This is a genomic window from Lacisediminihabitans sp. (assembly GCF_036404185.1).
Lineage (GTDB): Bacteria > Actinomycetota > Actinomycetes > Actinomycetales > Microbacteriaceae > Lacisediminihabitans.
Window position 1 is genome coordinate 12595 of sequence record NZ_DASWPB010000110.1, and the last position, 11762, is coordinate 24356.

Annotated in this window: 12 protein-coding genes; 9 read left to right on the top strand and 3 right to left on the bottom strand. The window is 68.7% G+C overall.

Translation table 11 applies throughout. The features are described from left to right. Positions 1-146: 146 nt before the first annotated feature. The gene (locus tag VGC18_RS08110; protein ID WP_331096100.1) at positions 147-686 is read left to right on the top strand and encodes a GNAT family protein; all 540 of its coding nucleotides are present in this window, start codon (positions 147-149) and stop codon (positions 684-686) included. A gap of 24 nt (positions 687-710) precedes the next feature. On the opposite strand, the gene VGC18_RS08115 is transcribed toward VGC18_RS08110, so the two are convergent. Then, entirely contained in the window at positions 711-1943 is a 1233-nt protein-coding gene (locus VGC18_RS08115) for a DUF349 domain-containing protein (RefSeq protein ID WP_331096102.1), read from the bottom strand. Positions 1944-1996: 53 nt separating this feature from the next. Continuing rightward, positions 1997-2788 (bottom strand): peptidylprolyl isomerase, encoded by a 792-nt coding sequence (locus tag VGC18_RS08120; RefSeq protein WP_331096104.1) that lies wholly within the window; start codon positions 2786-2788, stop codon positions 1997-1999. Positions 2789-2888: 100 nt separating this feature from the next. On the opposite strand from VGC18_RS08120, the gene VGC18_RS08125 reads away from it, so the two are divergent. Both VGC18_RS08125 and rpsD read left to right on the top strand, forming a co-directional pair. Further along, on the top strand, positions 2889-4220 hold the full coding sequence (locus tag VGC18_RS08125) for a replication-associated recombination protein A (RefSeq protein ID WP_331096106.1): 1332 nt from the start codon (positions 2889-2891) through the stop codon (positions 4218-4220). 208 nt (positions 4221-4428) lie between these two features. Then, complete coding sequence (gene rpsD / locus VGC18_RS08130; RefSeq protein WP_331096108.1) at positions 4429-5058, top strand: 30S ribosomal protein S4; 630 nt, start codon at positions 4429-4431, stop codon at positions 5056-5058. Positions 5059-5149: 91 nt separating this feature from the next. On the opposite strand, the gene VGC18_RS08135 is transcribed toward rpsD, so the two are convergent. Beyond that, a complete protein-coding gene (locus VGC18_RS08135; protein WP_331096110.1) occupies positions 5150-5692 on the bottom strand; it encodes a GNAT family N-acetyltransferase in 543 nt (180 codons plus the stop codon). A 155-nt stretch (positions 5693-5847) separates the two neighbouring features. On the opposite strand from VGC18_RS08135, the gene VGC18_RS08140 reads away from it, so the two are divergent. From VGC18_RS08140 to VGC18_RS08165, 6 genes are read left to right on the top strand one after another with little or no spacing between them, the layout of a single operon-like run. Beyond that, entirely contained in the window at positions 5848-6213 is a 366-nt protein-coding gene (locus VGC18_RS08140) for a DUF948 domain-containing protein (RefSeq protein WP_331096112.1), read from the top strand. A gap of 57 nt (positions 6214-6270) precedes the next feature. Next, positions 6271-6495, top strand: a complete 225-nt coding sequence (locus VGC18_RS08145; protein ID WP_331096114.1) for a hypothetical protein — start codon at positions 6271-6273, stop codon at positions 6493-6495. Between the two features lie 52 nt (positions 6496-6547). Then, positions 6548-9199: an alanine--tRNA ligase gene (alaS, locus tag VGC18_RS08150; RefSeq protein ID WP_331096116.1), complete on the top strand. Its 2652-nt coding sequence runs from the start codon at positions 6548-6550 to the stop codon at positions 9197-9199. 2 nt (positions 9200-9201) lie between these two features. Then, complete coding sequence (ruvX, locus tag VGC18_RS08155) at positions 9202-9663, top strand: Holliday junction resolvase RuvX (RefSeq protein WP_331096118.1); 462 nt, start codon at positions 9202-9204, stop codon at positions 9661-9663. Between the two features lie 3 nt (positions 9664-9666). Continuing rightward, positions 9667-10890, top strand: coding sequence for an endolytic transglycosylase MltG (mltG, locus tag VGC18_RS08160; protein WP_331096120.1), 1224 nt, complete (start codon positions 9667-9669; stop codon positions 10888-10890). Beyond that, complete coding sequence (locus tag VGC18_RS08165; protein WP_331096123.1) at positions 10857-11738, top strand: shikimate dehydrogenase; 882 nt, start codon at positions 10857-10859, stop codon at positions 11736-11738. The genes mltG and VGC18_RS08165 overlap by 34 nt, the downstream gene beginning before the upstream one ends. Positions 11739-11762 lie beyond the last annotated feature (24 nt).

Here is an 11762-nt window from a genome sequence, read left to right on the forward strand (position 1 = left end):
CGCCATCCTGCCCGGTGCCATCGACTGCCGTCGGCCGCGGCGACGATCTGTGGAGACCGCCGGCCCGGGACCGCCGGGGGAGGGTTAAGCGTGGTACTCAAGGTAGGCAGCCGGGTGCGCCCGGCTGCTGAGGCAGAATTGATTGGGTGAGTGTCGTGCTTCGCCCCTGGGCCGGTCGGGATGCTTCAGCGCTGATGGCGGCGACTCGGAGCGCACCCGACCTGGCGATTCAGCTCGGTGGTGCCGATCTATCGAACCTGCGTGCCGCAGAAGCGTTCATCGAGCAGTCGCTGGGATCCGACGAGCAGGTGAAGAACTGGGCCGTCGTCGAGGACGGCATCGCCGTCGGCAATGTCGGCGCTTCCGCGATCGAGTTTCGGCACGAGACGGCGTGGATGTATTACTGGCTCTCGCCGGTTGCGCGCGGAAAAGGGTATGCGACGGGTGCGCTCGTCTCGGTGTGCAACTGGGCCTTCGATAACGGACTGTATCGACTCGAGCTGGGGCACCGGGTGAACAACCCTGCCTCCTGCCGGGTGGCGATCGCCGCGGGGTTCCGAACTGAGGGTATCCAGCGGGAGAAACTCCGCTATGGCAGCGCCCGCTATGACGTCGAGGCGCACGCTCGCCTGGTCACCGATCCCGGTCCCGCGGCCACCGTTGCCTTGATGTCTCTGTCGGAGTGAGGCGCGAGGCCTGAATAATCCAGGTTAGCCGCCGATCGCCTTGAGCCAGGCCCTCCTGGCCGCCAGCGCCTCCTCGGCGTCCTTGACCTTCTTGGCGTCTCCGGTGGTCTTCGCGGTCTCGAGCTCGCGTTCGAGCTTCGCGATGGCATCCTGAAGCTGGCCGGCCAGGCCCTCCGCCCTGGCGATGCGCTCTGGATTGCTCTTCTGCCAGTGCTCCTCGTCGAGCTTGCGGACGGCGGTCTCGACGCGGCGCAGGCGGTCCTCGATGGGCTTGACCTTGTCGCGCGGCACCTTCCCGATGGCGTCCCAGCGACGCTGGATCGACAGGAGCCTGTCCTTCGCCACCACCCGGTCGGTCTCGGTGAGGAGCGGCTCCGCCTCGGTCAGGAGGGCGAGCTTCTGCTCGAGGTTCGCGGTGAACTCCTCGTTGTCGATCTTCTCGACCTCGGACTTCGCGGCGTAGAGTGCGTCTCCGGCCGCCTTGAACCGCGCCCACAGCGCGTCGTCGAACTTCTTACCGGCGCGCCCCGCGGCCTTCCACTCCTCGAGCAGCGAGCGGTAGGCGGGGATGCCGTCGAGCCCCGTGGGGACGAGCGCCTCCGCCTTGGCGGCCAGGTCCTGCTTCGTGTTGCGGGCATCCTTGTGGACGGAGTCCAGCTCGGCGAAGAAGGCCTTGCGGTGGGTCTCGATGGTCGTCCGAGCCGCCCTGAAGCGCTTCCACAGCTCGTTGCTCTCGCTCTTGGGAAGTCGAGGACCGTCCTGCTGGTGCTTCTGCCAGCGGGCGAAGAGGTCGTCGAGGGTGGCGCTGACCTGCTTCCACTGCGCCTTGGCCGGGTCCTGTGCCGCGAGGTTCTCCGCCTCGACGACGAGGGCCTCCCTCTCCGCGAGGGCCGCCTCCGAGGCGGCCTTCGCCTCCGCGGTCTGCTTCTCGGTGAGCTCTCCGACGGCGCCGTCGAGGGCATCCAGACGCCGGCCGAGCGCGGCCAGATCGCCGACCGCGTTGGCCGAGCCGATCGTGGCCTTGAGCGCTGAGATGGTCTTCGCGACGTCGGCGACGGCCGTGCCGCGCTTGATGCGCTGTTCGAGCAGCGTCACCTGGCCCGCCAGTTCCGTGTATTTGCGTTCGAAGTAGGCCAGCGCCTCCTCCGGGGTGCCGTCCGGGTACTGCCCGACCGCCCGCTCCGAATCGCCTTCGCGAACGAAGACGGTTCCCGTCTCGTCAACGCGGCCCCATGGAGCCTGATCGTTTGTCGCCAAAAGCCTCACCCTTGCTGCTTACGGTCACTCCGGTGCAAATGACCGGCACCAGCCTATTGCACAGTCAGTTCCGTGATCTTCGTCGGAACGGCCGGAGTGCCGTCGGTGCTCCCGTCGGCGACCCCCTTGTCGGCGATCTGGCTGACGAAGGCATCGAGGCCGCTCGTCACCGTCCCGACGACCGTGTAGCCGCCGGTCGCGTCGGCCAGGGTGGAATCCCCGTAGGTGATGAAGAACTGGCTGCTCTGGCTGTACTCGCCCGTTCCACGGGCCATCGCGATGGTGCCGGCCGGATAGACGCCGTCCGACGGCACGTTCTCCAGGGGGCCGAAGGTGAAACCGGGGTCTCCCGTGCCGTCGCCGTTGACGGACCCGCACTGGATGAGCTTGGCCGTGTCGCTGGTGGTCAGACGGTGACAGCTGCTGCCGGTCGACGTGTAGAACCCCTGCTGGGCGAGGGAGATGACCGCGGAGACGGCCTGGGGCGCCTTCTTGCCGTCGAGCGAGATGCCCAGGGTGATGCCGTTGAGGCCGAGCTTGCCCGTCCAGGTGCGACCGGCTGCGATCGTCTTCGACGGCACGTCGCCGGTGTTCGCCCCGGCTGCGGCCGACGGGCTCGCGGAGGGGCTCGCGGACGGGGCCGGTGTGCCGGGGCCCGCGGTGAAGTAGACGACCTGGGTGAGGGTGGCCAGCCCGACCACCACGATGACCCCGATGATCGCCCACAGGTTGTCCCGGCGTCTGCGCTTCAGCTGATTCCCGTGCACCGCCTGGCGGGCGTTGTACCTGCGCAGACGATCGCGGGCCTCGCGGGCTTCGCGCTCGGCGTTTTTGCTCGGTGCCACCTGTGTCCTCCATCGACTGCTGGGATGCCCCCAAGGCACTGTACCGAACAGCACTGTATCGAACAGCGCGATATCGGGGGCCGCAACTACGATGGCCTTCATGGTGGATGCCCAGCTAGGCCTGCGCGGCGGAGCGACGCCGCTCGCCGTTCGCATGCGGCCGCGGAGCCTCGACGAGGTCGCCGGCCAGCGGCATCTGCTCGGGCCCGGTTCCCCGCTGGTCGGTCTCGCCTCGGACAAGACCGGTGAGCAGGGCTCCGTCTCGGTCATCCTCTGGGGACCGCCCGGCACCGGCAAGACCACTCTCGCCCAGGCCATCGCCCGCAGCTCCGGGCGCAAGTTCGTCGAGCTCTCCGCGGTGAACGCCGGGGTGAAGGACGTCAGAGAGGTCATGGAGGCGGCGATGAGCGCCCGCGATCTCTACGGCGTCTCGACCGTTCTCTTCCTCGACGAGATCCACCGGTTCTCCAAGGCCCAGCAGGATGCGCTGCTGCCGGGGGTGGAGAACGGCTGGGTCATCCTCGTGGCCGCGACCACCGAGAATCCGTCGTTCTCGGTGATCTCGCCGCTGCTGTCCCGCTCCCTGCTGCTCACCCTGAACGCGCTCAGCGACGACGACCTCGGGGTGCTCGTCGACCGCGCGGTCACCGACCCGCGCGGGCTGAACGACACGGTGGACCTTGACCCCGCCGCCCGCGCGGCCATCATCCGGCTGGCCTCCGGAGACGCACGGCGGGCGCTGACCGCGCTGGAGGCGGCCGCGCTGTCGGCGGCGGCCACCTCGGGACAGGAGCGGCCGGTCGTGACGGAGGAGATCGTCGCGACGGCGGTCGATCGGGCGTTGCTCCGCTATGACCGTAACGGCGACGAGCACTACGACGTCATCAGCGCCTTCATCAAGTCGGTCCGCGGATCGGACGTGGATGCGGCACTGCATTACCTGGCGCGGATGATCGAAGCGGGGGAGGACCCGCGGTTCATCGCGCGCCGGATCATGATCAGCGCGGCGGAGGACATCGGCATGGCCGATCCGCAGGCCCTCGCCGTCGCCGTCGCCGCCGCGGACGCCGTCCAGTACGTCGGCATGCCGGAGGGGCGCATCCCGCTCGCGGAGGCCGTGGTCTATCTCGCCACCGCCCCGAAGTCGAACGCGGCCTACATGGCCCTCGATGCGGCGATCGCGGATGTCCGTGCGGGCAAGATCGGCCGGGTCCCTCCCCATCTCAGGGACGCCCACTACGCCGGAGCCAAGAGGCTCGGACACGGCAAGGGATACCAGTACTCGCACGACTCGGAGCTCGGCGTCGTCACCCAGCAGTATCTGCCGGACGAGCTCCGCTCGACGAGGTACTACTCGCCGACGGAGCACGGAAACGAGCGGGACGTCAAGGCGAGGCTGGAGAAGCTGCGGCGCATCATCCGCGGGGAATAGCCCTCCGCTCGGACGGCGGGAATTCTGCTAGTATTGACCAGCCCACAGGGGTTTCCACGCATGGCTGCTGCGGAAGCATTACCTGATGGGGAGCCGCTCTTTAGCCGGGTGCTCCTCGGTGGCACATCCCTCTTCTGATTTCCCGGTCCGCATTCCTGTGTGCCGGGACACCTGCTCGAAGACCGATGATTCGTACCGAAAGGAAACCGTGTCTACCAAGTCACGTACTCATAGCAAGACCCGCCTGTCGCGGGCACTGGGCATCCCGCTCACGCCCAAGGCGGCAAAATACCTCGACAAGCGCCCGTATCCCCCGGGAGAGCACGGCCGCACCAAGCGCAAGACCGACAGCGACTATGCCGTCCGCCTTCGTGAGAAGCAGCGTCTTCGTGCCCAGTACGGCATCCGCGAGGCCCAGCTCAAGATCCAGTTCGAAGAGGCGCGTCGCGCCGCCGGCCTGACCGGTGAGAACCTGGTCGAGCAGCTGGAGATGCGTCTGGACGCGCTCGTCGTCCGTGCGGCCATCGCCCGCACGACCGCCCAGGCCCGCCAGATGATCGTGCACCGTCACATCCTCGTCGACGGACAGCGGGTCGACCGGCCCTCCTTCCGCGTGAAGCCGGGTCAGCTCATCCACGTCCACCCGAAGAGCGAGGCCATGGAGCCGTTCCAGGTCGCCGCGGCCGGCGGTCACGTCGATGTCCTGCCGAAGACCCCCGGATACCTCGAGGTCGAGATCGACAAGCTGCAGGCGCGCCTCGTGCGTCGCCCGAAGCGTGCAGAGGTCCCGATCACCTGCGAGGTCCAGCTGGTCGTCGAGTACTACGCGGCTCGCTGAGTCACGTTCTGCTTTCGGAAGGGGTCGCGGCATTCGCCGCGGCCCCTTCCGCCGTTAACGGCAATGCCGTCTGCGCCCGGGCAGGGCCTCGTCACTTCGGGGGATGTGCACGACCGGTCGCGACGAAGAGCTCGCAGGTGGTGTTGTAGTAGGCCGTCGTGAGGCCGGCGTGAACCATCCCGATCCGGCGACAGACCGCCTGGGAGGCGGAATTGAGCGGATGGGTCACCGCCACCACCCTCGGCAGGCCGGCTGCGATGGCCCTGGCCAGGACCGCTGCCGCCGCCTCCGTCGCATATCCGCGACCCCAGGCATCCGGATGGAAGTGCCACCCGATCTCGATGTCGCCGGAGGGCAGCGGTTGCGGTCCGGATGCGGGGATCGACTTGAGCAGGATCGTCCCGATGAGCGGGCCGTCGACACCGAGGCCGACCGCGTAGACTCCGAGCGGCGGATCGTCGAGCTCGCGCCAGCGCGCGATGCGGAGGTCCGCATCCGCGGGGTCTTCCATGACCCGGGGGACGACGCCGATGAACCGCTGCACCTCCCACCGCGAGTAGAGATCGAAGACGAAGTCCCTGTCCTCCGGTTCCCACGGACGCAGGGTGAGGCGGTCGGTCGAGAGCGAGTCCATTCCTCGATCCTTTGACGTGCGGAGCGGGGCATGCAGGCGACGCGCCGGGGTTCCGAGATCCGGCGGCACGGACGGGGTTGTCGTCCGCGGATGCGCCGGGTCGTTACAGTGGAACGTGGCCGCACGCCGCGGCCGGGGATGGAGTGGTGGATCTCATGAGCGGTGGCGATATCGCCGGACTGATCGCGGCAGGCATCTTCGCGGTGCTGGTGGGACTCCTGGCCGTGCCCCTGATCAAGCTCGGGCGGGTCTTCGACGAGACCAAAACGGCCATCCACGAGCTGAGCGGCAACGTCACGCCGCTGCTCGAGGAGGCCACGACGACGATCACCGAGACGAACAAGCAGCTCGCCAGGTTCGACACGATCACCGGCGGCATCGCCGAGGCGACCGGTAACGTGACGTCGCTCATCGCGCTGTTCGCCGCGACGGTCGGCGGTCCGCTCATCAAGCTGGCGGGCTTCTCCGCCGCCGTGCGCGCGGGCTTCTCGGGAATGAAGCCCAAGGGCCGTTCGAAGTAAGCTGGAGGACGCGTCTTTCGCGAAGCGTCCGCCTCACACTCACCAGGGAGTAACCAGATGAAGAATCTACTGTGGCTCATCGTCGGCGTGGGCGTCGGCTTCGTCGCGGCACATCAGCTCAACAAGACACCGGAGGGCAAGCGGTTCTTCGAGGACGTCGACAGCAGGGCGCGCGAGTTCTCCGCCGCCGTCGTCGACGGCTACAAGGCGCGTGAGGCGGAGCTGCGGGCGGCCGTCGCCGACGCGGAGGACGTCATCGCCGACCTCCGCAGCAAGAGCTGACCACCCTCATCTCGCGGCCGCGCATTCCGTTCGGCCCCTAATCCAGGACACCATGCAGACCGCTGACATTCGTGGGCGCTGGCTCGACTTCTTCGCCGAGCGTGGCCACACCGTAGTCCCATCCGCCTCGCTCGTGAGCGACGACCCCACGCTGCTGTTCACGGTCGCTGGCATGGTGCCCTTCGTGCCATACCTCACCGGGCTGGTGCCCGCGCCGTACCCTCGCGCGACGAGCGTGCAGAAGTGCATCCGCACCCTCGACATCGAGGAGGTCGGCAAGACCCCGCGTCACGGCACGTTCTTCCAGATGAACGGCAACTTCTCCTTCGGGGACTACTTCAAGGAGCAGGCGATCGATTACGCCTGGGAGCTGCTGACGAGCTCGGAGGCCGACGGCGGCTACGGCTTCGCCGAGAAGGACCTCTGGGTGACCGTCTACCAGGACGACGACGAGGCCTTCGACCTGTGGAAGAAGGTCGGGCTGCCGGAAGCGCGCATCCAGCGTCTCGGCATGGACACCAACTACTGGTCGACCGGCCAGCCGGGACCCGCCGGTCCCTGCTCGGAGATCTTCTTCGACCGCGGTCCCGCCTACGGTGCGGACGGCGGCCCGGCGACCGACGACGACCGCTACGTCGAGATCTGGAACCTCGTCTTCATGCAGTACCTGCGGGGGCCGGGCTCTGGCAAGAGCTTCGAGATCCTCGGCGACCTGCCGAAGAAGAACATCGACACCGGCATGGGGCTCGAGCGGGTCGCCTTCCTCAAGCAGGGGGTCGAGAACTTCTACGAGATCGATCAGGTGCGCCCCGTGCTCGACCGGGCGGCGGAGCTCTCCGGTCGTCGCTACGGTGCGGTGCACGACGACGACGTCCGGATGCGTGTGGTCGCCGACCACGTCAGGTCCAGCCTTATGCTCATGACCGACGGCGTCACCCCCTCCAACGAGGGCCGCGGCTACATCCTCCGTCGCCTGCTGCGCCGCACCGTGCGCTCGATGCGGCTGCTCGGCGTGGACACCGCCACCTTCGCGGAGCTCTTTCCGGCCTCCAGGGACGCCATGAAGGCCGCGTACCCGGAGGTGGAGACCGACTACGACCGGATCGCCAGGCTCGCCTACGCGGAGGAGGAGACCTTCCTACGCACGCTGGCGAGCGGGACGAGCATCCTCGATCTCGCGGTGTCCAAGACGCAGAAGGCCGGGGCGAAGGAACTGCCGGGGGACACCGCCTTCCTGCTGCACGACACCTTCGGCTTCCCGATCGACCTCACCCTCGAGATGGCGGAGGAGGCCGGCCTGAGCGTCGACCGCGATGCCTTCGACGCCCTCATGCTCGAACAGCGCACCATGGCGAAGGCCGACGCGAAGGCGAAGAAGACCCTGCTCGCCGACCTCTCCGTGTACAGCGCCTTCCGGGCGCAGGGCGAGACGGTGTTCACCGGCTATGACTATCTCAACACCGACACGACCGTCCTCGGCATCATCAAGGACGGTGTGGCCGTCGACCGTGCCGTGGCCGGCGACATCGCCGAGGTGATCCTCGCCGAGACCTCGCTCTATCCTGAGTCCGGCGGGCAGGAGGCGGACGCTGGCAGCATCGTCGGCATCGGCTTCGACCTCGAGGTGCTCGATGTGCAGCGCCCGGTGAAGGGGCTCGTGAGCCACAGGGTCCAGGTCCGTTCCGGCGAGGTCGGCGTCGGGGAGGCGGCGACCAGCGTCGTCGACCCCGATTACCGCAAGGGGGCGACGCAGGCGCATTCCGCGACGCATCTCATCCATGCCGCCCTGCGGGAGGTCCTCGGTCCCGACGCCCATCAGGCCGGGTCGGACAACCGTGCCGGCTACATGCGCCTCGACTTCAACTGGAACAAGCCGCTGTCCCCGGCCACCCGTAGCGAGATCGAGGAGATCGCGAACAACGCCGTGCGGCAGAACCTCGAGGTCTCCACCCGCATCATGCCCCTCGACGACGCCCGCGCCCTCGGTGCCATGGCTCTGTTCGGCGAGAAGTACGGCGAGACCGTGCGGGTCGTCGAGATCGGCGGCCCCTGGTCCCTCGAGCTGTGCGCGGGGACCCACGTCGGCCGCAGCTCGGAGATCGGGCTCATCAACGTGATCAGCGAGTCCTCGGTGGGGTCGAGCAACCGCAGGATCGAGTCGCTCGTCGGCCTCGAGGCCTTCCGCGACCTGACGGCCGAGCGGGCCATCGTGAACGAGCTCACGGCGAACCTCAAGACGCCGAGGGAACAGCTGCCCGACCGGATCGCCGACCTCGTCGCGAGCCTCAAGGCGGCGGAGAAGCGCATCGCGGAGTTCGAGGCCGCCGCCCTGATGGAACGGATACCGGCGCTGCTTGAGGCCGTCTCAAGACAGGGTGACCTGCGCCTCCTCGTCAGCGACCTCGGCGCACTGAACTCCGCCGACGACCTGCGCAGCCTCGTCACGACCGTCCGCGGGCGTCTCGGCTCCGATCCGGCTGTCGTCGCGCTTGCCGCGACCGTCGCCGGGAAGCCGGCCGTCATCGTCGCGACGAACGAGACCGCCCGTCAGCGCGGGCTCAGGGCGGGCGCGCTCGCGAAGACGGCGGCGGGCATCCTCGGCGGAGGGGGCGGGGGCAAGGACGATCTCGCGCAGGGCGGCGGCTCGGACGCCGGGGCGATCCCCGCGGCGCTCGAGGCGATCGTCTCCGCCGCCCGGGGCTGAGGATGCGACCGGGCGTCCGCCTCGGGATCGACGTCGGCACGGTCCGCATCGGGCTGGCGATGAGCGATCCCCACGGGATGCTGGCGACGCCCGTCGTGACGGTGCCCCGCGGCGACGGGGACGTGCCCGCGATCCTGGCCGAGGCCGCGGAGCGTGCGGCCATCGAGCTCGTCGTCGGCCTGCCGCTCGCGCTCTCCGGCAACGAGACGGCGTCCACCCGCGACGCCCGCGACTTCGCCGCACGGATCGCGGCGGCGACCGACCTGCCGGTGCGGATGATCGACGAGCGCCTGTCCACGGTGTCGGCCCAGCGGGCGATGAGGGCGTCCGGCCGGGACACGAGGCACTCCAGGTCGGTCATCGATCAGGCGGCGGCCGTGATAATTTTGCAACATGCCCTCGATGTCGAGAGAGCCGGCGGAAGACCCCCCGGCGTGATCGTCGACCCGGACGAAGGACGTTAAGCCGTGGCAGATGACCCATCCTGGGACGAGATCTTCGATTCCCAGCCGCCCCAGGGCGATGTTCCCCGCGGGCAGGCGGCGCCGACCAGCCGTCGCGAGCTGCGCGAGCGTCAGGGCACCAGGCCGCGGCGGGTCGACGATCATGGCCTGCCGCCCCGCCGACCGCGACGACGGCTGACCTGGCTCTGGGTGCTGCTGACCATCCTCGTGCTCCTGGCCGGGGGGGCGACGGCGGTCTGGCTGACCTTCGAACCCCAGATCAGACACGTCCTCGGCTGGGAGGAGCCCATCGACTACACCGGTCAGGGCACCGGCAAGGTCGTCATCACCATCAAGAACGGCCAGATCGGCGGCGACGTGGCCAAGACGCTCGCCTCCGCCGGGGTCACGAAGACCTCCGAGGCCTTCTACCAGCTGCTACTCAAGCATCCGAGTGTCGCCTTCGAGCCGGGCAGCTACTCGCTCAAGAAGCAGATGAGCGCGCAGGCCGCCCTCTCCGCCCTGCAGGACCCGAAGAACAAGGTCCTCACCCGTGTGCTGCTCCCGGAGGGCATCACCCTCAAGGGGGTCGTCACGGCGCTTGCCGACCTCAGCCAGAGCACGGGCGTGAGCCGGGAGCAGATCCAGGCGGCGGTCGACGACTACACCTCGTACGGCCTTCCCGCCGAGGCACCGAGCCTCGAGGGCTACCTGTTCCCGGCCACGTACACCCTCGACCCGGGGATGAGCGCCCACGACATCATCAACACCTTCGTCCAGACGATGTTCGCCCATCTCGACGCCGACGGCGTCGCGCCTACCGACCGCCATCGCATCCTCACCCTCGCCTCGATCACGCAGAAGGAGGGCGGAAGCACCGCGGACTTCTACAAGGTCGCCAGGGTCTGGGACAACCGTCTCGCGCAGGGCATCAACCTCCAGTCGGATGCGACGGTCAGCTACGGCGCGGGCGGCACGACGATCTCGACCACGGACGCCGAGCGGGCCGACAAGAGCAACCCGTACAACACGTACGCCAATCCGGGGCTGCCGGTCGGCCCGATCTCGAACCCGGGGGACGCCGCGATCACAGCGACCCTGCATCCGGCCGACGGCCCGTGGCTGTACTTCGTGCTCGTGAACGGCCAGACTGGTGAGACGAAGTTCTCGACCACGCTTGCGGAGCACAACGCCGCGGTAAAGGAGTGGCAGGCGTGGCTGAAAGCGCATCCCGGCTTCGACGGATGACCGTCGAACCCCGCAGGCTGGCCGTCCTCGGATCGCCCATAGCCCACTCGCAGTCGCCGGCCCTCCACGCCGCCGCCTACCGGGTACTCGGTCTGCCCTGGCAGTACGAGGCCATCGAGATGACGACGGCGGGCCTTCCCGCGTTCATCGGATCGTGCACGCCGGACTGGCGCGGGCTGTCCCTGACGATGCCGCTCAAGCGCGACGTCCTCCCGCTCCTGGACTCGCGGAACAGGTTCGCCGAGCTGACCGGCGCCGCGAACACGGTGCTCTTCGACTCCACCGGGCTGCGCGGATTCAACACCGACGTCTACGGGATGACCGAGGCGTTCCGTTCCGCGGGAATCACCAGGCTGCGCTCTGTCCGCATCATCGGCGGGGGAGCGACCGCCGCATCGGCCGTCGCCGCGGTCGCGGCGCTCGGTGCCAAGCGGGTGGCCGTCTCGGCGCGATCGCCGGAGAAGCTGCTCGGCCTGCTCGACCTCGCCGAACAGCTCCACGTCGACCTGCAGGCGGATCCGCTCGGCGCCGTCGACGACGGGATCGTCCCCGACGCCGTGATCAGCACGATTCCCGGCGGCGCGGAGCTCGAGCTCGACTTCGACAGGCGCACGAGGAGCTCGGCCATCTTCTTCGACGTCGCCTACGACCCGTGGCCGACCCCGCTCGCCGCGTCCTGGCTCGAGGCGGGCGGACGAGTGCTCTCCGGGCTGGACATGCTGGTCTACCAGGCAATCATGCAGGTGCGCATCTTCGTGGGCGGCTCGCCGTCGCGCAGGCTGCGGGGCGAGGCATCCGTGCTCGACGCCATGCGTGCCGCGGTCGGTCAGCTGCCGGCGAACGCCTGAGACGCGGCTGTGCGAGGATTAACA

What these genes read in the sequence shown, in the direction of transcription:
- VGC18_RS08125 (WP_331096106.1), top strand. Translation starts at nt 2,889, where the DNA reads ATGGTGGATGCCCAGCTAGGCCTGCGCGGCGGAGCGACGCCGCTCGCC.
- VGC18_RS08135 (WP_331096110.1), bottom strand. Translation starts at nt 5,692, where the DNA reads ATGGACTCGCTCTCGACCGACCGCCTCACCCTGCGTCCGTGGGAACCG.
- VGC18_RS08140 (WP_331096112.1), top strand. Translation starts at nt 5,848, where the DNA reads ATGAGCGGTGGCGATATCGCCGGACTGATCGCGGCAGGCATCTTCGCG.
- VGC18_RS08145 (WP_331096114.1), top strand. Translation starts at nt 6,271, where the DNA reads ATGAAGAATCTACTGTGGCTCATCGTCGGCGTGGGCGTCGGCTTCGTC.
- alaS (WP_331096116.1), top strand. Translation starts at nt 6,548, where the DNA reads ATGCAGACCGCTGACATTCGTGGGCGCTGGCTCGACTTCTTCGCCGAG.
- ruvX (WP_331096118.1), top strand. Translation starts at nt 9,202, where the DNA reads ATGCGACCGGGCGTCCGCCTCGGGATCGACGTCGGCACGGTCCGCATC.